A 20727-nucleotide genomic window follows, 5' to 3' on the forward strand; every position below is an offset into this window, starting at 1 on the left:
GTTTCGCGCCGACGGCCGGTCCCGCGTCGTCCTCGCGGGGGTGCGCTGCTCCCGTCCGTTCGCTCCGGGCACCCGGTGCCACCGCCGAAGGAAGTGACAGCTGATGTCCGCATCCGCGTCGTCCCCGCTGACCGTCGTCGACGCCGGGCCGCTTCCCCGGCAGGAGGAGGTCCTCACCGACGCGGCACTCGCCTTCGTGGCGGAGCTGCACCGGCGGTTCACCCCGCGCCGTGACGCGCTGCTGGCCCGCCGGGCGGAGCGCCGCGCCGAGATCGCCCGCACCGCGACGATCGGTTTCCTGCCCGAGACGGCCGCGATCCGCGCGGACGACTCGTGGCAGGTCGCTCCGGCGCCCGCGGCCCTGGACGACCGCCGGGTGGAGATCACCGGTCCCACCGACCGCAAGATGACGATCAACGCCCTCAACTCGGGCGCGAAGGTCTGGCTCGCCGACTTCGAGGACGCGCTCTCACCCACCTGGGAGAACATCGTCCTCGGCCAGCTGAACCTGATCGACGCCTTCACCCGGACCATCGACTTCACCGATCCCGTGTCCGGCAAGTCGTACGCCCTGCGCCCGGAGGAGGAACTGGCCACGGTGGTCGTACGGCCCCGCGGCTGGCACCTGGACGAGCGTCACCTCGCCGACGCCGACGGCCGGCCGGTGCCCGGCGCCCTGGTCGACTTCGGCCTGTACTTCTTCCACAACGCCCGGCGCCTGCTCGACCGCGGCAAGGGACCGTACTTCTACCTGCCGAAGACGGAGTCCCACCTGGAGGCGCGGCTGTGGAACGAGATCTTCGTCTTCGCCCAGGACCGCCTCGGCATCCCGCAGGGCACCGTCCGCGCCACCGTCCTGATCGAGACGATCACGGCCGCGTTCGAGATGGAGGAGATCCTCTGGGAGCTGCGCGACCACGCCTCCGGCCTGAACGCCGGCCGCTGGGACTATCTGTTCTCCCTGGTGAAGACCTTCCGTGACTGCGGGGAGAAGTTCGTCCTGCCGGACCGCAACGCGGTGACCATGACGGCCCCGTTCATGCGGGCGTACACCGAACTGCTGGTGCGGACCTGCCACAAGCGCGGGGCGCACGCGATCGGCGGCATGGCGGCGTTCATCCCCTCCCGCAGGGATCCCGAGGTCAACCGGGTCGCCCTCGAGAAGGTCCGCGCCGACAAGGACCGCGAGGCGCACGACGGCTTCGACGGCTCCTGGGTCGCCCACCCCGACCTGGTGCCGGTCGCCATGGAGTGCTTCGACAGGGTGCTCGGCGACAAGCCGCACCAGAAGGACCGGCTGCGCGAGGACGTGCAGGTCACCGCCGAGGACCTGCTCGCCGTCGACACTCTGGAGGCGAAGCCCACCCGCGGCGGCCTGGTCAACGCCGTCCAGGTCGGCATCCGCTACATCGAGTCCTGGCTGCGGGGCCAGGGCGCGGCCGCCATCTTCCACCTCATGGAGGACGCGGCCACCGCGGAGATCTCCCGCTCCCAGATCTGGCAGTGGATCGACGCCGGAGTCGTCCTGGACACCGGCGAGCGGGTCACGCCCGATCTCGTCCGCGCGATCGCCGCACAGGAGCTGGAGACCATCCGCGAGGAGACCGGCGCCGAGGCCTTCGCCGCCGGGCACTGGCAGCAGGCGCACGACCTGCTGCTGCAGGTCGCCCTCGACGAGCACTTCGCCGACTTCCTGACCGTGCCCGCGTATCAGCAGCTGGAGGGCTGACCGGTCCGCGGGGCCGGGCGGCCTCTCCCGGCTCCGGTCAGCCCAGGTGGGCCGACCAGTCCTGCTGTGCGGACGGCCTGCCGTGCAGGTCGGGGACGTGTTTGAGCCAGTCCGGCCGGCCCTGCTGGATGCGGGCAGCGCGGCGGGCCTCCTCGGCCGCCAGCTCCTGTCGGCTGGGGAAGCAGGTGGGCAGCCAGGCCGCGGACGCCCGCACTCGTGCGGCCAGGTAGTCGACGTAGGCGTCGCGGACCTGCTGCGGGCCGTCGAAGCCGGGCTCGCCCTCCAGCCAGGCGTCCGGGACCTCGGCCAGCACCTCGCCGAGCAGCTCCCTGGTCACCTTGGGCGCCAGCTCCGCGTCGGCCGCCCGCACGTCGGGCCCGTAGTGCCCCAAGGCGTGATGCCTCAGGTCGTACGCCTTCTCCGGCTCCGAGGTGTCCCAGCGGTGGTGGAAGACGAGCGCGGCACCGTGGTCGATCAGCCACAGCCGCGGCGGCACGGTGCCGAAGGTGGGCCAGATCATCAGGTTGGAGCTGTGCACCGTGCGGTCCACGTTCGCGGTCAGCGCGTCCAGCCAGACGATCCGGCCGGCCTCCAGCGGATCCACCGTCAGATCCCGGGCGGTCTGCGGGGTGAAGTCCCGCGCGCCCGGCAGGAAGTCCATGCCGAGGTTCACCCCGCGGCTGGCGTTCAGCAGGTCCCGCACCTCCTGGTGCGGCTCGCTCGCACCCAGCTTCGGATCGAAGTGCACCAGCACCAGTTCCGGGAAGCGCAGTCCGAGGGCGCGTGCCAGCTCGCCCACGACCACCTCGGCGACCAGCGCCTTGCGTCCCTGCGCGGACCCGGTGAACTTCACGACGTAGGTGCCCAGGTCGTCGGCCTCGACGACCCCGGGGACGGAGCCGCCGGAGTGCAGCGGCGCCAGGTAGCGGGTCGCGGTGACCTCTCTCAGCATGCTCCCAGGCCCATCGCCGATTCGCTGTCCTTTCCCGGCACGCTCCCCCGCGGCTCGCGCAGGGGTGGCGTCCCGGTCCGCACCCGGGAGGGACTCGGCCCCTGGTGCCGCCCGGTGGGTGCGTCCGCCGTCCCGGCAGGCCGCCGGGGCGGTGCGGCCGCTGTTCCCGGCCGGCACCCAACGACCCTACCAACCGGCTGCCCGAGCCGCCGCGCCGGTGCCGCTGCCCCGCGACCATCTGGCTGCGGGACGAAGAAGGCGAAAGGCCGGTCGTACTGCCGCCTCAGGGCTCGGTGTTCGTGGTGCCCCGCGGTGTGGAGCACAAGCCCACGACCGACGGCCCGGCGAGATCATGATGACCGAGCCCACCGGCACGCTCACGGTCGGCGAGCAGCACGAGGAGATAGCCGGGCACGTGGCCGTCACGACCGGCTTGCCCATCGACTGACCGGCGACCGCGCGGTGTGCCTCCCGGCTCCATGCGGGGGGGCACACCGCGTCCCTCCCGAGCTCGCGGGGGACGGCACCTTGCGCAGGATCGCGCGTCGAGACCGTGCCGTCTCGACGCGCGACCATAAAGGTCAGCTCAGGGTCAGCGGGACACCGCAGTGCGGTCGTCCGCCGCCGTCGTCTCGGCGGGGGCGGCGGCCGGCTGACGGCGTCGCAGGAAGCGCCCGCCCGACACTGCGAAGATCGCGCCGACCAGAAGCACGGCCGTGCCGATGTCCTGGACGGGAGTGAAGGACTCGCCCAGGAAGAGGACGGACGAGCTCACTCCGAACACGGGCACGGTGAACATCAGCATCGTGGCCGTCGACGGACTGACGCTGTCCAGGCCCCGGTAGTAGAAGATGTAGGCGATGGCGGTCGGCCCCACCGCCAGGTACGCGATGTTGAGCCAGATGCTCCCGGACACATCGCCCCACTGGACGGACGATGCGGACGGGGCGGCGAGAAGCACCAGGGCCAAGGCGCCGACACACGTACCGTACGTGGTCGCCCGCAGATGGTTCATTCCGCCGAGCAGCTTCTTGGAGGCGATGCTGTACACGGCCCAGCAGCCCGATCCGATGAGGTAGACGAAGTCACCGGTGAGCCGGCTTCCGCTGAGGCCGGTGCCGTCGTCGGCGCCGACGAAGAAGACCGCGGCACCGACCAGTCCCAGAGCCAGACCGACGAGCCGTGACACCGACGCCGTCTCCTGACGCGTCAGCAGCAGTATGGTGACCGTCAGTACCGGGCTGAGGACCGGCACCAGGATCGTCCCGTCGACCGACGGTGCGAGCGAGAGCCCCCAGAAGAAGAACAAGTTGTAGCCGAAGACGCCGACGAGACCGACGGATCCCGCGAGGACGACCTCACGCCACGAGAAGGGTGTGTGTTCCCCCGAGGCGCGACGTGTGATCGCGAGTATGACGAGCAGAATGACCGCTCCGCCACCGAATCGGAACGCCGCTGCCACTTGGTGGGGCATCTGCTCGACGACGACTTTGGAACTGGTGAAAGCCGTCCCGAAGAAGAACATCGTGATCAGCAGGTAGACATGAGCGTGGCTCAGGCTCGGCTGCCCCTGGGCCTGCGATGCCTCATGTGATGGTTTCATGACTGGAACATCCTCGTCGGAGGTCGAAGGTCGCCGGCGCCGTCGCTGCTCGTGCCGCGCGGTACGAAGTGGCGCCCGTCAGCGTTCTGTGCGCGGCGTTCTGGAGCCCGTACATACCGACACCGACGAGATCGAGCCGGCCGAAGCGACACCGGATCGCGGGACACCACGCCAGACCGCGTGTGCATCAGCCGTCGAAGCGGCTCTCCTTGTCGGCAACCGCTCGGGCTGCCGGAACGTCGGCGGATGCGCGATGTTCTCGGAACCCTCGTACGGTTCGTCCGCGGTCCCGGGAAGCACCGAGCTGAATCCACCGACCGGGACGCGGTCACATCGAGGTGCTGCCTGGCCCGCACGTTCTCCCGAAGGAGAACAGCGGTCTTCGCGTCGGAACGCACGGGGGCATTCAGGTCTTGCATTCGCCTGATGATGTCCCACCCCGGACAGCGCGTCTTGTACGTACTTTGCGGGTGGCCGTCCTGACGCGCTGCTCCGCGTCCTGGGTGGTGACCGGGGATCCCTGTTCTTCCAGGGCGGACCTCACGTCCCTGCGTCCATACGGAGACGACGGCGCCGGCAGACCGTCCCGGCGCCGTGACCGCGCGGCGTCGCCGCCCGCGCGGTGCCCCGACGCGTTCCCCGTCCCCGGACAAGACGCGGGCCAGGCCCTCCATCGGCCTGGCCCGCGCCCCGCCGGCGCCGTGACCGTCCGCCGTAGCGCGGACTTCGCCACCCGTGCCCGGCGGTCAGGACAGCAACCCGGCGGTGAGGGCAGCAACGCCGTCCGGGCGACCCGGGCGGCCAGCGCATCGACTGTCTCGTCGGTGGTCCTCGCCGGCCGGCCGGACACCCTCGTGGCCCGATCGCCGGTCCTCGTACACGAATGACAACCGCTCCGGTTTCTCCCGGGCCTTGCGTTCACACTCGCTCACCGAATGAGAACCGTCGCCTCGGGGGCCGAGGGGCACGTCGTGTCCGCGCCCGTGATGGAGTTCCACGGACACACCGCCGCGCAGGCAACGACTCCCCGTCTCCCTTCCAGGCGCGCGTCGACCCGGATAAATACCGCACCCCGCCCGTCGGCCGAAAAGCTCCGCGACCCGGAGTGGCGGCGCCCCCGGGCCAAGAGCGGACAGCCCCCCACCGCCGCGCGGGCGCGACGCTCCTGGCCGACGGCCACGCCGCCCGGGGAGCCGGTCGCTCGTCTCCGGTCAGTCGTTTCCGGTCACGGCACCGGTCAGGCGCTGGTACAGCTCGAAGCTCGCGCGCTCCACCCAGTTGTGCACCAGCTTGCCGTCCTCGCGCACCGCCCAGACGGCGGTGCCGGTGAAGGAGATCGGCCGCCCGTCGGGTTCGGTACCCATCACGCCGTTGTTGCGCCCGTGCACCCGCCAGCGGGAGGCGACCCGGCTGCCGTCCTCGTTCTGGAAGGTCTCGACCGACTCCAGCCTGAGGTCGTGCACCTGGTCCAGGAAGGCCTTGATCCAGGCCTTGAAGTTCTCCCGGCCCTCGATCCGCTCACCGGCGTTGGTGATGACGAAGTCCTCGACGACGAAGTCGTCGGCCTTCTCCGGGTCGTGGGCGTTCCACACCTGGTCCCAGAACGCCTCCACGATCTCGACGGAGTTCTTGTACGCCATGTCGTCCTCTCTGACCGGATACGGCCGCTTCTGTCACGACCAATTCGGATACGGCCGGTCCCGCACCGGCACCAGGTACACCATACATACAAGTATGTATGCGCGAACGTTGCCGACCGACATACTCGTATGTATGGTCTGGGGTGTGGAACGCTCCTCCGACGCCAAGGACCGCCTGATCGAAGGCACCCGCCAGCTGCTGTGGGACCGCGGCTACGTGGGCACCAGCCCCACGGCCATCCTGCGCCGTTCCGGCGTGGGCCAGGGCAGCATGTACCACCACTTCCGCGGCAAGGCCGATCTCGTGCTGGCCGCCGAGCGCCGCAGCGCCGAGCTGATGCAGGACCAGGTGCGCAAGGTGTTCTCGGGTGAGGGCACCGGGCTGCAGCGGATCGTCGCGTATCTGCTGCTGCAGCGCGACGTGCTGCGCGGATGCAGCATGGGCCGGCTGGCGGGCGACCCGGAGATCGTCGCCGACGACGAGCTGCGCGCCCCCGTCCGGGAGACCTTCGCCGTGCTGAACCGCTGCCTGGCCGAGGCCATCGCCGAGGCGCAGGCGGCGGGCGAGCTGGACGCGCGGCTGCGGCCGGAGCAGACCGCCGCCGCCCTGGCCGCCGTCATCCAGGGCGGCTACGCGCTGGCCCGGGCGGAGCAGTCCACCGAGCCCTTCGACCACGCGATCCAGGGCGCCCTGGATCTGCTCGGCGTCCCGGCTGACGACCGGGTTCCGGCCGGCTCTCCGTCGTCCTGACGAACGTCCCGCACGAACGTCCCTTGCCGACCCGGCCCGACGCGCACCCCTCCCGGCCGGCCCGGCGATCGGCCAGCGGTCGTCCGCCGGGGCCGCGGCCGCCGGCGCCGGAACGGCAGCGGACCGGCGGCGCACCCGCGGCAGGCGCCCGTCCGTCACAGCGACGACCGCCCCGAAGGGCGACCGTGCCGATGTCCTGGACGGGAGTGAAGGACTCGCCCGGAAAGAGGACGGACGAGCTCACTTTGGACACGGGCACGGTGAACATCAGCATCGTGGCCGTCGACGGACCGGCACCGCAAAGACCCCGGCAGGAGAAGACGCAGGCGACGGCGGTCGGTCTCACGGCCGGGGAGGCGAGGGCCGGCCAGGCGTCCGAACAGGGCCGCCGTCACCAGCAGACGGAGGTGGGCGTACAACACGTGCGGCCGGCCCGGCGCCTGCGGCGCACGGCGCACCACTGGACGGTGTCATGGCTGGAACATCCTCGTCGGACAGGGGCGGGTCACCGGGCGGAGCCGTCGATCGTGTCCCCGGGGTGCGTCCGGGCACCCGTGCGGCACGTGGCCGGTACGCCTCGGCGGCGAGACACGTACGGGTGCGGTCGTCCCCCAGGAGAACAGCGACGGCCGCGTCGGGCCGCGCCACGGCTTTCGGGTCGTGGGGAACCGATGGTGTGCTACGCGAGGAGGGCAGGTCTTGTACCTTCCGGGAGACACGCGGCCGGGTCGGCGAGGCACGGATGAGCCGGGAGGCGGCGGATCCGGTCGTCGGCAGGCGGCTGTGGGCGGCGGCGGAAGAGCTGACCGGCGTTCGCTGCCTGTGACGGCCGGCGGCTCACCCGCCCGCCCGGCCGGTGCTCCGCCCGGCGCCTTCTCCTCAGCTCCTCGCCAGCGGGTTCGGCAGCGGGCGGTAGCGGACGTCGGCGCCGTCCGCGCCGGTCCAGCGCAGCAGCAGGTTGGTCTTGCCGGGCAGGGTCGGTGCGGTGAGCAGGGCGGGGATCTCCGGCAGGTCGTGGCGGGCGAGTTCGCGGCGGACCGCGGACCACGGGTCGAGTCCGGGGCGGCGTTCGGCCAGGGCGGCGGCGATCTCGCCGAGGTGGTTGACGACCAGGCAGTACACCAGCCGTTCCCAGCCGGCCGCGCGGGTCACGTCCGGGAGCAGTTTGACGCCCTCCGCGTCCCGGAACAGCGCCTGCACGGGCCGGCCCGCGGCGTCCACCGCGACCAGCGAGTTCTGCAGATGGGCCTCCAGGACGACGCCGTGGCGGGCGAAGGCGCCCAGCACCGGCGGCACCACCTGCCGCAGGTAGGCCGCCCACCAGCCGGCGGCGTCGGGGGCGCAATCCAGCGGGTGGCCGTCGCCCGTCTCGGCCAGGGCGGCGGCCAGCAGCGGGGTCGCGCCGGGCAGCACATGCCGGGCGAGCCCGTCGCGGACGACGACGGCGAGTTCCTCGAAGGCGAAGGACGCCGTGCGGTAGCCGCGGTCGCTGAGCCAGGCCGCCGGGCCGCCGAGCGCGGCGAAGGCACGGGTCACCGCCGCGTCGGTGCGGCGCAGCCGGAGCAGGTCGTGCCGCCACAGCCGCCGGATGTCGTTGGTGATGCGCACATCCAGGCTGAACTTGAGGAACAGGTCGTGGCCGGGCGCGTGCACGGTGCGGATCGCGGCCGTGGGCCACACCTCGAAGGAGGTGGTGCCCAGGCGGACAAGACGCCCGTCGGCGAAGGGGCCGGCCAGGTCGCGGCCCACCAGGTCCAGCTGCCAGGGGTGGGCGGGCAGCAGCCGGTAGCCGGGCGGTGCCTCGCCGAGCGTGTCGAGCGCGGAGGTGTCGCCCTCCTCCACCACCAGGTCCGCGCGCACCCCGAGCAGCGTCAGCGGAAAACGGGCGTGCGCCTCGGGGGCGTAGGGCAGCCAGGAGGCGACCGGTCCGCCGCCGCGTGCCTTGGGAGCGGGGTGGCAGGGGTGGCCGGTGAGCAGCGACTGCTCGGAGCGCAGATAGGGGTCGTCCGGGGGTGCCGCCCTCTCGCGTGCGGTGAGCAGCGCGGCCACCGCGTCGCGGCTGTCGAGCATCTCGGCGGGCAGTTCGTCGTTGGACAGACCCGTGTGCCGGCGCATCTCCTCGGCCACGAGTTTGACCAGTTCCGTATGGCCGATGCGCCGCCAGCGGCCCGCGGTGAGCACCTCCGGCCGCTCCGGGCGCCGCCCGCCGTGCACGCGCAGCAGCCGGCCGAGTCCGGGCAGCCGGTAGACGCGGTGGCCCTCCGGGTCCGGCAGGGCCTCCGCGACCTCGCGGATCAGGCAGTTCAGCAAGGGCGCGGCGGCGTACGCGTCGGCGCGCTCCGCGACGTCGTCGCCGGGCGGCATCAGGTCCACGCGTTCCCCTTCGTCGGCCTCGGATGCGCACCGCTGCACCGGGGTGCGCCCGCGGTGCGAGAGCGATCAGTATGTCTACCCGGGGGGCGTCGCCATGACGCCCGAGTCGCAGGGAGGAGGCCGACCGTGCACCGTCCCCGGACCGCCGAGGCGGCCGTCGGCGAGGAGCTGGCGGCCGTGCGTCCTGGTCTTCTCCCACGCTACGCGGCCGAGCTGCCCGGTGCGCGGGCGTCGGTGCTGACCCGGCTGTGGCGGGCGCTGGTCCATGAACCGCTGCCGTTCATCACCGCACGGGAACGGGTCCGCGACGGCCTGGTGCTGCGACTCGGCGACGGCCGCACCCTGTCGGGGCCGCCCTCGGACCCGTACGCCACGTCCGCCGGTGTCACCGAGGTGTGGCTCGACGGCACGGCGTACGACGACCCGGCGCGGCTGACCGCCGCGCTGTCCGTGCCGCACGGCGACGCGTTCGCCGCGGAACTGGCGCACTGCGTCGCCTCCCTGGCGCTGTCCCGGGCGGACCAGCCGGCCGGGGACGCCGGTCGGGCGCCGGCGACCGACTGGGAGTGGGAGCAGCGGGTGGTCGACGGGCACCCCTACCACCCCGCCTGCCGTTCCCGGCCCGGGTTCTCGGTGGCCGAGCAGCTGGCGTACGGCCCGGAGCACCGGCCCGTGGTCCGGCTGGGTCTGCTGCCGGTGCCGGCCCGGGAGTGCCTGGTGACCGGTCAGTGGCCAGAACACCTGCGCGACGGGGAGCGGTTGCTGGTGCCGGTGCATCCGTGGCAGGCCGGGCATGTGCTCGCGCGTCCCGCGACGGCCGGTGTGCTGCCCGCGCATCCGCTGATGTCGCTGCGCACGCTGGCCCTGCCGGACGGCGGCCCGCACGTCAAGACGGCGCTGTCGGCCCGGCTGACGTCGTCGGTGCGGGACATCTCGGTCGGCTCGGTGGCGGCGTCGCAGACCCTGTCGGCGTTCATGGCCGAGCTGGCGGCTCGCACCGACGGACTGCTGCACATCACCCGCACCCTCGGCGCGGTCACGGCCCACTGTCCCGACCTCGCCGCACTGTGGCGCGAGTCGCCGCGTGTCTGCGCGGAACCCGGCGAGCAGGTCCTGCCGGTGGCCGCCCTCGCCAGGACCGGGCTGCCCCGCTCGCCCGGCTGGCTCACGGCGTTCACCCGGCTCGCCCTGACGGCCGGGCTGCGGATGCTTCAGCTGGGTGTGGCCCTGGAGGCGCACGGGCAGAACCTGCTGGTCGTGCTGTCCGAGGCGGGGACGCCGCGGCGGCTGGTGTACCGGGACGTCGCCGACGTCCGGGTCAGCCCCGCCCGGCTGGCCCGGCACGGCATCCCGGTGCCGGACCTGCCCGCCCGCAATCTGACGGACGACCCGGTGGCGTTGCGGCGGAAGCTGTTCGGTTCGCTGGTGGCGGGCGCCCTGGCGAGCACGGCCGGTTCGGCGCCCGCACTGGCCGCAGCGCTGGAGCCGGTTCTGCGGGAACTGCCCGACGACGGCGATTGTCTGGCGCTGCGTCAGACCTCGATTCCCGCCAAGGCACTGACGCTCATGCGGCTGTCGCCGGACAGGCCGGGTGATCGATGGACCCGCTTGCCGCATCCGCTGACTGCCGATCAGCTCGTTTTGATGCCGGACCCCGCCGATCAATAAGATCCGCCGATGATCACAAGACAACGGCTGGCGGCGGGAGTCTGTGCTCTGCTCGCCGCCCTGACGGCCGGGTTGGCCTTCCCTGCCGGTGCGGTCGCCGACGAGGAACCGGACGGCAAGGCCGCCCCGAAGGTCGAGCTGGTCCTGGACGTCAGCGGTTCCATGCGCACGCGGGACATCGACGGCGGGTCGCGGATGGCCGCGGCCAAGCAGGCGTTCAACGAGGTGCTGGACGCCACGCCGAAGGAGGTCCGGCTCGGCATCCGCACCCTCGGCGCCAACTACCCGGGCAACGACCGGCTCACCGGCTGCAAGGACACCGAACTGCTGTATCCGGTGGGCCCGTTGGACCGCACCGAGGCCAAGACGGCGGTGGCCACGCTGGTGCCGACCGGCTGGACCCCGATCGGGCCGGCGCTGCAGAAGGCGGCCGCCGACCTGAAGGGCGGCGACGGCACCCGCCGTATCGTGCTGATCAGTGACGGCGAGGACACCTGCCAGCCCCTGGACCCGTGCGAGGTGGCCCGCGAGATCGCGGCCCAGGGCATCGGCCTGACCATCGACACCCTCGGCCTGGTGCCGGACGCGAAGACCCGCGACCAGCTCAGCTGCATCGCGGACGCGACCGGCGGCACCTACACCTCCGTGCGGCACAAGAAGGAACTGACCGACCGGGTGGGCCAGTTGGTCGACCGGGCCGCCGACCCGGTGGTGACACCGGTGGCCACGCAGGGCGCCACCGAGTGCGGCAAGGCGCCCGAGCTGCAGTCCGGCCTGTACACCGACCGTGAGGAGTTCGGGCAGCAGCGCTGGTACCGGGTGCAGGTCGAGCCCGGGCAGGAGCTGCGCGCCTCGGTGAGCGTGGCCGACGACCGGGCGGTGCGGCCGGACTACGGCGTGCTGCTGCGGGCGGTGACCGTGCACGGCCGGGAGATCGTGCGCGGTGAGGCGGCCGGCACCGGCCGCACCGACATGATCTCCACGGGTCTGCGCTACCCGCGGCCGGAGAGCGACGACGACAACGCCTCCCCGGAGATGGTGTGCCTGCAGGTCACCAACTCCTTCGCGGCGGCCCCCGGGGTCAAGACCACGCCGGGCCTGCCGCTGGAGCTGACCGTCGACGTGGTGGACGGCCCGGACCAGGCCTCGGACGTCGCGGCCTTCGGGCTGGGCAGGGGCTGGTGGCTGCTCGGCGTGCTCGTGGTGGTCGGTTTCCTGGCCGGACTGGTGTGGGGCTGGCTGTCGCGCTGGCGGATCGCTGTGTGGAGGACGAACTGATGCGTGCGATACGAGCGTTGGGCGCCGCCCTGCTGATGCTGGGGCTGTCGGCCGCACCCGCTGCCGCGGACACCCCCACCGCGAGCCCGTCCGGTGACAGCTCGGTGCCCGCCCAGGCGGGCACGTCGTTCCGTACCGCCACTCAGATCGAGCAGGGGCGGCGGGCCACCGCTAACGGCTCCACCGGCGACTACTTCTACTGGTCGTTCCCGGCCGACGCCGGGCAGCGCCCCACCGTGCACGCGACGGTGAAGCTGCCGGAGCAGCACACCACGCAGACCTGGCAGGTGGACGTCTACGACGGCCTGCGGCGCCGCCAGGCCTGCCAGTGGGGTGCCCAGACGCGCACCGTGGGCACGGGGGCGGCCTCCGTGGACCTGACGTGTGTGCTGCGCACGGTCCGCGCCTGGTCGGAACCGTGGGCGAACGACCCGCTGCCCGGCACGTACTACATCCGGCTCACCGTCGTCTCGCTCGGCGACGCCGACCTGGGTCTCCCGGTCGACGCCGAGGTGCGGGTGGACTCCAAGGACATCGGCGGTGCGGCGGCCGTGGACGGTTCGCTGGCCGAGCCCCTGGTGCCGGGGATCGCCGTCACCTCGAAGAAGGACGACGACGACCGCGGCGCGGTGCTGTCGGACATCGAGCCGGACGACGGCTGGTCGTCGGGCTGGTGGTCGGACCGCTGGGTGTGGACGGGGATCGGCGCGATCCTGGCCGCGCTCGCGGGCATCGGCGGCTATGCCCTGACCCGGGGTTCGGGGCGGCCCTCGCAGGCGCCGCCGGGCGTCTGACGCCGACTCGGACAGCAGGAGGAACGGAAGGCCCGTACCCGGCCAGGGTGCGGGCCTTCCGTCATGCGGCGTCCCGCAGGGCCTTGGCCAGGGCGCTGTCCCCGCTGACGGTCGCACCGCCCTGCCGCAGCGCCGCCGCCAGGTCCGTCTCCCCGCGGGCCAGTGCCGTGCAGGCGGCGGCATCGAGCACCAGCCGGGCGTCGGGTTCGGCGGGCGCCGGTCCGTCCCCGTAGGCGGGTGCGTCCTCGCCGGCGCCGACGTACAGATGGAACACGCCTGCCTCGACGCACACTTCGACCAGGCCCGCGCCCTGGGCACCGCGCAGCGCGCGCAGCAGCGGCAGCGCGAACCAGTGCGCCCGCACCGCGTCCGTGGGCCGCGGCTCGCCCAGCTCCGCCTGCCCCCACTCCCCCAGCGCCTGCAGCACCGGCAGCAACGCCCTTCCCCGCGCGGTCAGTTCGTAGACGTAGGCGGCACCGGGCGGCGGCAGCCTGCGCCGGGTGGCCAGTCGGTCCCGTTCCATGTCCCTCAGCCGGGAGGCGAGGACGTCGGTGCTCACGCCCGGCAGGTCGGCGTGCAGATCCGTGTAACGGCGGGGCCCGGCCAGCAGTTCACGGACGATCAGCAGGGTCCAGCGGTCGCCCACCAGGTCGAGCGCGCGGGCGGCGGAGCAGTACTGGTCGTAGCTTCGGCGAGGTGACATGCGACGCAGTCTAGACACGTTGTTGGACTTTCCAAGCGTCCACTTGGTAAAACCAAGCAACACAACTCTCCGGGAGGGGCGCATGGAGTTCCGGCAGTCGAACAAGCTCAACGGGGTCTGTTACGAGATCCGCGGCCCGGTGATCGAGCACGCCAACGCGCTGGAGGAGGCGGGCCACAGCGTGCTCCGCCTGAACACGGGCAACCCGGCGCTGTTCGGCTTCGAGGCGCCCGAGCAGATCGTCCAGGACATGATCCGGATGCTGCCGCAGGCCCACGGCTACACCGACGCGCGCGGCATCCTCTCCGCCCGCCGGGCGGTCGCCCAGCGCTACCAGACCCTCGGCCTGGACGTCGGCGTCGACGACATCTACCTCGGCAACGGCGTCTCGGAGCTGGTGTCGATGGCGGTGCAGGCCCTGGTGGAGGACGGCGACGAGATCCTGATCCCCGCCCCCGACTACCCGCTGTGGACGGCGGTGACCACCCTCGCGGGCGGCAAGGCGGTCCACTACCGGTGCGACGAGCAGGCGGACTGGAACCCGGACCTGGCCGACATGGCCGCGAAGATCACCGACCGCACCAAGGCCGTCGTGATCATCAACCCGAACAACCCGACCGGCGCCGTCTATCCCAAGGAGATCCTGGAGGGCATCCTCGATCTCGCCCGCCGGCACAACCTGATGGTGTTCGCCGACGAGATCTACGACCAGATCGTCTACGACGACGCCGTGCACCACTCGGCCGCCGCGCTCGCCCCGGATCTGGTCGTCCTCACCTTCTGCGGCCTGTCGAAGACGTACCGCGTGGCCGGTTTCCGCTCCGGCTGGCTGGTGGTGACCGGCCCCAAGCAGCACGCGCGCGACTACCTGGAGGGCCTGACCATGCTGGCCTCCATGCGCCTGTGCCCCAACGCGCCCGCGCAGTACGCCGTCCAGGCCGCGCTCGGCGGCCGCCAGTCCATCCGTGAGCTGACCGCGCCCGGCGGCCGGCTGCGCGAACAGCGCGACGTCGCCTGGCGGAAGCTGAACGAGATCCCCGGCGTGTCCTGCGTCAAACCCAAGGGCGCCCTGTACGCCTTCGCCCGTCTGGACCCCGAGGTCCACCGGATCCACGACGACGAGAAGTTCGTGCTCGACCTGCTGCTGCGCGAGAAGATCCAGGTCGTCCAGGGCACCGGCTTCAACTGGCCGGAACCCGACCACTTCCGCATCCTCACCCTGCCGCACGCGGACGTGCTGGAGGCGGCGATCGGCCGGATCGGGCGGTTCCTGAGCGGGTACCGGCAGTAGCCGGCGGCAACCGGTGTGTCCGCCGCCGGGGTCCGGCCCGGCACCGCCTGGCGCTCGCGCGCTGATCCCGCGGGGCGGCGGAGGCCGGCCCTAGCCTGTGCGGCATGGCTGATCTCATTCTCGTCCGGCACGGGGAGACCGAGTGGTCGCGGTCCGGGCGGCACACCGGCCGGACGGACGTGCCGCTGACCGAGCACGGCCGCGAGGAGGCGCGACGGCTTGCGCCCGTGCTGCGGCAGCTGCGGGTGGCGGCGGCGTTCGCCAGTCCCCGGCAGCGGGCGCAGGAGACCGCCGAGCTGATCGGGCTGACCGGCGTGCGGACCGACTGGGACCTGCAGGAATGGGACTACGGCGGCTACGAGGGCGTGACCACTGCGCAGATCCTGCGGGAGCGGCCGCACTGGTTTCTCTTCACCGACGGGGTGGTGCCGGGGCCGGCGGACCGTCCCGGGGAGAGCCCGGAGCAGGTCGGGGAGCGCGCCGACCGGATGCTGGCCACGGCCGAGGCGGCGGGCGCCGGCGAGGAGGAGGTGGTGGTGCTGGTGTCGCACGGGCACTTCCTGCGGGTGCTCACCGCCCGGTGGCTGGGGTTGCCGGCGTCGTCCGGTGCGCTGTTCCAGCTGGGCACCGGGACGCTGTGCCGGCTGGGCACCGAGCACGGCCGGCCGGTGATCGCTCAGTGGAATGTCAGACCCCCGGCGTAGCCTGCGTTGCAGCAGGCCATGTCCGTGACGTCGTGTCGTCCGTACGCCGGGGCGGCGGACGGGACGTGCGCGGACACGTTCCAGGTGCCGGCGTCGCCGGCGACCGCCGGAAGGAGCACGCCGTGACCCGACCGCCGACCGCCGCGCAACGACGTCTGATCGACGCCGCCGACCCGGTGACCGGGCGGCTGCGCGGAACGCCGGCGCAGCTCGCCGCGCTGGTGAAGCGGGGCCTGGCGTTCCGGCATCCGCGCCCGCCGCACGACCACTTCCTGACCCCGGCCGGGCACCGGATACGCGCGCAGGAGCCCACGGCGCCGCCGGATCCGGCCCCCGCGCTGCCCGAGCCCGGCGTGTTCACCGCGCGCATCGGCGATGCGGAGGAGCTCCCTCAGGACGAGGCGGTACGTGCGCGGGAGGTGCGCGGCGCCTGGCAGGGGCTGCTGGAGCTGCGCCGGATGACCAACCCGGACGGGGCGGCCGGCCGGCCCTGCGCATGGGAGCGGTCGCATCTGGTGCGGGCCGCGGCGCTGGCCCTGGAGGCGGCGGGGCACCACCCGGCCGGGCCGGACGGCGACGGCTACCGGGTGCGGGCGACCGGGCAGCCGGAGGCGGTCGCGGTGTACGGGCCGCCGGCGGCGCTGCGGGCGTGGGCGGACACGCTGGAGCGGGCCGGATGGCAGGCCGGGGAGTACACCGAGCCACGGACCCGGGTCAGGTATGTGCTGGCGTCCCCACGGCGCGTGTGAGCGTGTGCGAGGTCGCGTGCCAGGATCGGTGGGCAGTGCGTGGAAGCCGGAGGGAGAGGCATGAGCGAGCGAACTCCGGCGCGGTCACCGGGATCATCCCGGCGGCGAGGGAGACGGCGACGATCGTGGCGTTCTCGCCGTGGCCGAGTCCGGCCCCGGCCAGGGTCCGGATGCCGCCGGCGGCGACCGAGCCGAACAGGACCATCCCGGCGCCGCCGAGCACCGGGCGCGGCACGACGGCGATCCGGGGAAAACGCCACCGGGCACAGCCCCATCAGCACCAGAGAGCGTGTCCGCGCGCAGCCCCGCCGTCACGGTCCGCTCGTCCGCCGGACGTCCGACGATCTCGCCGAGGGCCGGCATGTCCGCGGTGGACTCGGAGGGTGAGCGCGGGAGGTCTCGCGTCCACGGGGTGGGCGGCCACAGCAACTCCTCCCGTTGGTCGGCACGCCGTCGGGTCCGCTCGCGGATCGGTCCACGGCGGTGAGTGGATCAGCCCTCGGCGGTGATCCGGGCCAGACGCCGGGCCTCCTCGCGGGTGGCGCGGGCGACGGCGTCCTCGTCGACGGTGAGCAGCCGGCCGTCCTCGACGATCTGCCGGCCGCCCACGAAGGAGGCGGTGACCGGGGCAGCGGCCCCGAAGACCAGTGCGGTCACCGGGTCGGCGATACAGGCGTGGGCGAGGGTGTCCATCCGCCACAGCACGACATCGGCCAGTTTGCCCGGCTCCAGCGAGCCGATCTGCCCGGCCCGCCCGAGGACCCGGGCGCCGTCGTACGTGGCCATCCGCAGCACCTGACGGGCGTTCAGCGCCTTCGCACGGTGGGCGCCGAGGCGGTTGACGAGCAGGGCGTTGCGCAGCTCGGTGTGCAGTTCGCCGGACTCGTTGGAGGCGGTGCCGTCCACGCCGAGGCCGACCGGGACGCCTGCCTTGAGCAGGTCGGGGACCCGCGCGATGCCCGCGGCCAGCCGGGCGTTGGAGGACGGGCAGTGCGCGACCCCCGTGCCGGTGCGTGCGAACGCCGCGATGTCGGCGTCGGACATGTGCACGCAGTGCGCCATCCAGACGTCGTCGCCGAGCCACCCGGTGGACGCGAAGTAGTCAGTGGGGCGCATCCCGAACAATTGCTGGCAGTACTTCTCCTCCTCCGCGGTCTCCGAGCCGTGGGTGTGCAGCCGCACACCGAGCCGGCGGGCCAGCTCCGCGCTTTCGCGCAGCAGTCCGGTGGAGACGGAGAACGGGGAGCAGGGGGCGACGGCCACCTGGATCATGGCGTCGAAGGAGGCGTCGTGGTGCGCGGTGATGGTCTCCTCGGTGGCGGCGAGGGCGCCGTCCAGACTCTCCACGGCGAAGTCCGGGGGCAGGCCGCCGTCCTTCTCGCTCCGGTCCATCGAGCCGCGGGCGAGCGTGAAGCGCAGGCCCGTCTCCCGGGCGGCCCTGACGATCGCGCCGGACAGGTCGCCGCAGCCGCGCGGATAGACGTAGTGGTGGTCCATCGTGGTGGTGACGCCGCCCTTGGCCAGCACCGCCAGCGATCCCTGCGCCGCGCGGTAGCACATCCGCTCGTCGATGCGCGCCCACAGCGGATACAGCGCGACCAGCCAGTCGAACAGGTGGTGATCGGTGGCCAGGCCCCGGGTGAGCCACTGGTAGAAGTGGTGATGGGTGTTGACCAGGCCGGGTGTGGCCAGATGACCGCGTGCGTCGATCCGGCGGACCACATCGCCGAGGCCCGCGGGTGCCGGGCCGGCGCCCACGGACTCGATCCTGCCGCCGGCGATGACGAGATGGCCGCAGGCGTGCTCGGTGTCGTCGGCGTCCACGGTCGCGATCGCACAGTTGTCGATGACGATGCGCTGGGTTTCCGGTGCTGCCATGGCGCTCCCTTGTCCGTCCGGTGGCGGCCGGGGACGGGACCCCGCGCAGGCCGTGCCACGGTGCTTCCTTCGGCGTGACCGGCCGGGCAGGTGGTCCGCGTCAGAGGTTGGTCAGGTCGGCCGGGATGAGCTGGTCGGCGCCGTCGCGCAGCACGGTGGCCTCGATCAGGCCGTAGGGCCGGTCGGCGGCGTGGTACACGGCGCCGTCGGCGGCGTCGTTGGCGATGCCGAAGGGCGACAGGTCCGAGCGGACGTGGTGCTGGTTGGGCATCGAGAAACGGATCTCGTCGATCCCGTCGCAGGACTCCAGCACCCGGACGCCCATCGCGAAGAGGGTCTGCTGCAGCGAGTACGAGTAGGTCTCGGCGAACGCCCGCAGCGCGTGCGTGCGCACACTCCGGTAGGAGCGGTCCCAGTCGGGGGCGGGCGCGCCGGTGCCGTCCCAGGTGTGCCGCCACCAGGTGGAGACGGTGGTGGCGAGGATGCGGTCACAATCCTCCTCCAGGGTGGTGTACTCGTCCTTCAGGAAGCCGCAGAACTCGGAGCCGGTGGAGTTCAGCACCGTCAGGTCCTTGAGACCGGACAGGACCTGGACGCTCTGGCCGTCGTAGGTGATCTGTGCGCGCCGGGTCTCCTGGCCCGTGCGGACGAAGGAGTGACCGGTGGCGGGGGTGCCGCCGCCCAAGGTGCCGATCCGGTCCCAGGCGTACTCCTCGATGCGGATGCGGGCCCGGTGGATCGGTGCGGTGTCGTCCACGAAGTGGCGGGCGAGCCGGATGCCGAAGTCCTCGGCGCTGTCGATGCCGAACCGTGCGGCGAAGGCGTACACCGTGTTCTTGGTGGTGTCGGTGGGCAGGACGTTCGCGTTGGAACCGCTGCGGTGCACCTCTTCCATGTCGCCGGACAGGGCGACGGAGACGTTCAGGTCCTTGATGTGGTGGGTGTCGCCGTCACGTGTGATCTTGACGACGCGGTTCTCGGCCTTTCCGTACTGGTTCTGTCCCAGGACGCATCGGGTCATGGTGTCGGTCAGCTCCCTCGGTACACGGAGTAGCCGAACGGGGAGAGCAGCAGCGGTACGTGGCAGTGCTCGCCGGGCACCACCGCGAAGGCCACGGCGACCTCGGGGAAGAACACGGGGCTGCCGCTCTCGCCGTCCGGGAGCGCGGGCGCGTCCCGCCGGGCCGCCGCACGGGCCGTGGCGGCGTACGTCTCGGTGTCGAACACGAGCCGCGCGTGGGTGGTGCCCTCCGGCAGCGCCGGCAGGTCCCGGCACCGTCCGTCGGCGTCGGTGGCGGATCCGCCCAGCTCCTGCCAGCCGCCGGTACGTCCGGAGCGGGCGGAGAGCCGGACGGGGACACCTGCGGCGGGCCGGCCGGTACCGGTGTCCAGGACATGTGTGGACACGGAGGCGGCGGTCTCGGTGCTCATGGTGTCCTCTTCGATCAGTCGCGCGAGCCGGACACGGTTGATCTTCCCCAGCTCGGCGCGGACGGTCTCCCACTCCTGCTCCGGCGTGTCGCGGAGCCGCTCGGCCGCCGCGTCCCGCATCTGCTCGCCGGTCAGCCCGGTGGCGCAGATCAGGAACACATGGCCGAACGTGCGCTGGACGCCTGGTTGAGTGCGTGCATCTCCGCCTTGAGGTCCGCACAGGCGCGGGTCATGCCGCTCTGCTCGCGGGCGGAGGCCGCCTTCCCCGGCCGCGGACGGCCGATCGGCGGATGCCCGGCCATCGCCTGCGCGAGGTCGTTCGTCGTCAGCGCGGCGAGGGCGCGGCGTACAGCTCCTCGGGTGCGGCGAAGGGCCGGCGGCGAGCACCCGATCGGCCCACGTCGTCGAGGCGCAGATCGGAAGGAGGGCGGCGCGCGCCGCATCGGACGGGAGAGCGTCGAGGCGGGCGAGGCCCGACGGCAGGGATGTCGACGTCACGGCAGCCTCCGTGGGCGCGAACACCGTGTACGGAATGCGTTGCGGACAGCTGACGCCTCCGCGCCCACCGCGGCAGCGCGGCGCCCTCGATGGCCTTCCGTGCGACCACCGCGTGGGCGGGCACCTCGTCCAGGTCGAAGGGTCCGGTCATGAACTCCGCTCTCCGTCGCACGCGCTCAACCTGACGCGCGAGCCGGTGTCCGGGCAGATGCGGCCGCCGCCGAGGCCGGGGGACCCGGCCCCCGGAGCGCACCGGAGCTCCCGGGGTGCACAGCGGCGGCGGGCGCAGGAGGCTGAAGGCATGGACACCCAGCATCCGCACATCGTGGTGCACTCCCCGGCGCTGGACGGCTCCCGGCGGGTCACCGAGGGCGATGTCACCCTCGGACTCGCGTCCCACCTGGACGACGTGATCGAGATTCTCCGGCTCGCCGACCTGGACCGGATCGAGGTGGAGGACAGCGACCTCATCGAGTGGCAGGGCGGCGGCCCGGACGACTGGCCGGGCCTGTCGGACCACGACTGGTGAGCCGGACGCCGCCCGTGCACTCCCCCGCGTCCCGCCGCCTACGGCACGGGACGTAGGCGGGGTACGCCATGCTCAAATCAACCTCTGAACCCGGCCCGCGGGGGATCGGCCGGCGCCCTGCGCGGGCACCCTCTTCCACGAGGGCCCCGCCGGCAC

17 protein-coding genes and 2 pseudogenes are annotated in these 20727 nt (G+C 72.7%); 9 read left to right on the top strand and 10 right to left on the bottom strand.

Going from position 1 to position 20727, the window contains the following annotated elements:
- The first annotated feature begins 103 nt into the window (after positions 1 to 103).
- The gene (gene aceB / locus IE286_RS02585) at positions 104 to 1729 is read left to right on the top strand and encodes a malate synthase A (protein WP_189794914.1); all 1626 of its coding nucleotides are present in this window, start codon (positions 104 to 106) and stop codon (positions 1727 to 1729) included.
- A 37-nt stretch (positions 1730 to 1766) separates the two neighbouring features.
- Here the strand turns inward: aceB and IE286_RS02590 are convergent, their stop codons facing one another.
- The 3 genes from IE286_RS02590 to IE286_RS02600 form a co-directional block, all read right to left on the bottom strand.
- Complete coding sequence (locus IE286_RS02590) at positions 1767 to 2681, bottom strand: HipA family kinase (RefSeq protein WP_189794915.1); 915 nt, start codon at positions 2679 to 2681, stop codon at positions 1767 to 1769.
- A gap of 592 nt (positions 2682 to 3273) precedes the next feature.
- On the bottom strand, positions 3274 to 4284 hold the full coding sequence (locus tag IE286_RS02595; protein ID WP_189794916.1) for a DMT family transporter: 1011 nt from the start codon (positions 4282 to 4284) through the stop codon (positions 3274 to 3276).
- A 1211-nt stretch (positions 4285 to 5495) separates the two neighbouring features.
- Positions 5496 to 5924: an ester cyclase gene (locus IE286_RS02600; protein ID WP_189794917.1), complete on the bottom strand. Its 429-nt coding sequence runs from the start codon at positions 5922 to 5924 to the stop codon at positions 5496 to 5498.
- A 133-nt stretch (positions 5925 to 6057) separates the two neighbouring features.
- Between IE286_RS02600 and IE286_RS02605 the strand changes: the two genes are divergently transcribed.
- On the top strand, positions 6058 to 6675 hold the full coding sequence (locus tag IE286_RS02605) for a TetR/AcrR family transcriptional regulator (RefSeq protein ID WP_189794918.1): 618 nt from the start codon (positions 6058 to 6060) through the stop codon (positions 6673 to 6675).
- A gap of 879 nt (positions 6676 to 7554) precedes the next feature.
- On the opposite strand, the gene IE286_RS02610 is transcribed toward IE286_RS02605, so the two are convergent.
- Complete coding sequence (locus tag IE286_RS02610; RefSeq protein ID WP_189795108.1) at positions 7555 to 9039, bottom strand: IucA/IucC family protein; 1485 nt, start codon at positions 9037 to 9039, stop codon at positions 7555 to 7557.
- A 135-nt stretch (positions 9040 to 9174) separates the two neighbouring features.
- Between IE286_RS02610 and IE286_RS02615 the strand changes: the two genes are divergently transcribed.
- The 3 genes from IE286_RS02615 to IE286_RS02625 are packed head-to-tail and all read left to right on the top strand — an operon-like array spanning position 9175 to position 12788.
- A complete protein-coding gene (locus tag IE286_RS02615; protein ID WP_189794919.1) occupies positions 9175 to 10716 on the top strand; it encodes an IucA/IucC family protein in 1542 nt (513 codons plus the stop codon).
- A 9-nt stretch (positions 10717 to 10725) separates the two neighbouring features.
- The gene (locus IE286_RS02620; RefSeq protein WP_189794920.1) at positions 10726 to 11994 is read left to right on the top strand and encodes a VWA domain-containing protein; all 1269 of its coding nucleotides are present in this window, start codon (positions 10726 to 10728) and stop codon (positions 11992 to 11994) included.
- Positions 11994 to 12788, top strand: a complete 795-nt coding sequence (locus IE286_RS02625) for a hypothetical protein (RefSeq protein ID WP_189794921.1) — start codon at positions 11994 to 11996, stop codon at positions 12786 to 12788. The genes IE286_RS02620 and IE286_RS02625 overlap by 1 nt, the downstream gene beginning before the upstream one ends.
- A 61-nt stretch (positions 12789 to 12849) precedes the next feature.
- On the opposite strand, the gene IE286_RS02630 is transcribed toward IE286_RS02625, so the two are convergent.
- Positions 12850 to 13491 carry a winged helix-turn-helix transcriptional regulator gene (locus IE286_RS02630; RefSeq protein ID WP_189794922.1) on the bottom strand — a complete coding sequence of 214 codons (642 nt, stop codon included), beginning with the start codon at positions 13489 to 13491 and terminating at the stop codon, positions 12850 to 12852.
- Positions 13492 to 13573: 82 nt separating this feature from the next.
- On the opposite strand from IE286_RS02630, the gene IE286_RS02635 reads away from it, so the two are divergent.
- The 3 genes from IE286_RS02635 (at position 13574) to IE286_RS02645 (ending at position 16235) form a co-directional block, all read left to right on the top strand.
- Positions 13574 to 14782: a pyridoxal phosphate-dependent aminotransferase gene (locus IE286_RS02635; protein ID WP_189794923.1), complete on the top strand. Its 1209-nt coding sequence runs from the start codon at positions 13574 to 13576 to the stop codon at positions 14780 to 14782.
- 104 nt (positions 14783 to 14886) lie between these two features.
- A complete protein-coding gene (locus IE286_RS02640; RefSeq protein WP_189794924.1) occupies positions 14887 to 15486 on the top strand; it encodes a histidine phosphatase family protein in 600 nt (199 codons plus the stop codon).
- A gap of 122 nt (positions 15487 to 15608) precedes the next feature.
- Positions 15609 to 16235 (top strand): hypothetical protein, encoded by a 627-nt coding sequence (locus IE286_RS02645; RefSeq protein ID WP_189794925.1) that lies wholly within the window; start codon positions 15609 to 15611, stop codon positions 16233 to 16235.
- A 70-nt stretch (positions 16236 to 16305) separates the two neighbouring features.
- Here IE286_RS02645 and IE286_RS02650 read toward each other — a convergent pair.
- The 5 genes and pseudogenes from IE286_RS02650 to uraD form a co-directional block, all read right to left on the bottom strand.
- Positions 16306 to 16622: pseudogene (locus IE286_RS02650) on the bottom strand (solute carrier family 23 protein); the annotation flags it as partial.
- Positions 16623 to 16727: 105 nt separating this feature from the next.
- Positions 16728 to 18113: an 8-oxoguanine deaminase gene (locus IE286_RS02655; protein WP_189794926.1), complete on the bottom strand. Its 1386-nt coding sequence runs from the start codon at positions 18111 to 18113 to the stop codon at positions 16728 to 16730.
- 100 nt (positions 18114 to 18213) lie between these two features.
- Positions 18214 to 19134: a factor-independent urate hydroxylase gene (gene pucL, locus IE286_RS02660; RefSeq protein ID WP_189794927.1), complete on the bottom strand. Its 921-nt coding sequence runs from the start codon at positions 19132 to 19134 to the stop codon at positions 18214 to 18216.
- Between the two features lie 8 nt (positions 19135 to 19142).
- Entirely contained in the window at positions 19143 to 19544 is a 402-nt protein-coding gene (uraH, locus tag IE286_RS02665) for a hydroxyisourate hydrolase (protein WP_189795109.1), read from the bottom strand.
- Between the two features lie 3 nt (positions 19545 to 19547).
- Positions 19548 to 20042 (bottom strand): annotated as a pseudogene (uraD, locus tag IE286_RS27000) (2-oxo-4-hydroxy-4-carboxy-5-ureidoimidazoline decarboxylase); the annotation flags it as partial.
- Positions 20043 to 20343: 301 nt separating this feature from the next.
- Between uraD and IE286_RS02670 the strand changes: the two are divergent.
- Positions 20344 to 20571: a hypothetical protein gene (locus tag IE286_RS02670; RefSeq protein ID WP_189794928.1), complete on the top strand. Its 228-nt coding sequence runs from the start codon at positions 20344 to 20346 to the stop codon at positions 20569 to 20571.
- Positions 20572 to 20727: the final 156 nt, after the last annotated feature.

The organism is Streptomyces thermodiastaticus, from assembly GCF_014656135.1.
GTDB classification, from domain to species: Bacteria; Actinomycetota; Actinomycetes; order Streptomycetales; family Streptomycetaceae; genus Streptomyces; species Streptomyces thermodiastaticus.

Bases quoted from the DNA above. Each gene is read 5' to 3' on its own strand.
- aceB (WP_189794914.1), top strand. From the start codon at position 104: ATGTCCGCATCCGCGTCGTCCCCGCTGACCGTCGTCGACGCCGGGCCG.
- IE286_RS02590 (WP_189794915.1), bottom strand. From the start codon at position 2,681: ATGCTGAGAGAGGTCACCGCGACCCGCTACCTGGCGCCGCTGCACTCC.
- IE286_RS02595 (WP_189794916.1), bottom strand. From the start codon at position 4,284: ATGAAACCATCACATGAGGCATCGCAGGCCCAGGGGCAGCCGAGCCTG.
- IE286_RS02600 (WP_189794917.1), bottom strand. From the start codon at position 5,924: ATGGCGTACAAGAACTCCGTCGAGATCGTGGAGGCGTTCTGGGACCAG.
- IE286_RS02605 (WP_189794918.1), top strand. From the start codon at position 6,058: ATGGTCTGGGGTGTGGAACGCTCCTCCGACGCCAAGGACCGCCTGATC.
- IE286_RS02610 (WP_189795108.1), bottom strand. From the start codon at position 9,039: ATGCCGCCCGGCGACGACGTCGCGGAGCGCGCCGACGCGTACGCCGCC.
- IE286_RS02620 (WP_189794920.1), top strand. From the start codon at position 10,726: ATGATCACAAGACAACGGCTGGCGGCGGGAGTCTGTGCTCTGCTCGCC.
- IE286_RS02625 (WP_189794921.1), top strand. From the start codon at position 11,994: ATGCGTGCGATACGAGCGTTGGGCGCCGCCCTGCTGATGCTGGGGCTG.
- IE286_RS02630 (WP_189794922.1), bottom strand. From the start codon at position 13,491: ATGTCACCTCGCCGAAGCTACGACCAGTACTGCTCCGCCGCCCGCGCG.
- IE286_RS02635 (WP_189794923.1), top strand. From the start codon at position 13,574: ATGGAGTTCCGGCAGTCGAACAAGCTCAACGGGGTCTGTTACGAGATC.
- IE286_RS02640 (WP_189794924.1), top strand. From the start codon at position 14,887: ATGGCTGATCTCATTCTCGTCCGGCACGGGGAGACCGAGTGGTCGCGG.
- IE286_RS02655 (WP_189794926.1), bottom strand. From the start codon at position 18,113: ATGGCAGCACCGGAAACCCAGCGCATCGTCATCGACAACTGTGCGATC.
- pucL (WP_189794927.1), bottom strand. From the start codon at position 19,134: ATGACCCGATGCGTCCTGGGACAGAACCAGTACGGAAAGGCCGAGAAC.
- uraH (WP_189795109.1), bottom strand. From the start codon at position 19,544: ATGAGCACCGAGACCGCCGCCTCCGTGTCCACACATGTCCTGGACACC.
- IE286_RS02670 (WP_189794928.1), top strand. From the start codon at position 20,344: ATGGACACCCAGCATCCGCACATCGTGGTGCACTCCCCGGCGCTGGAC.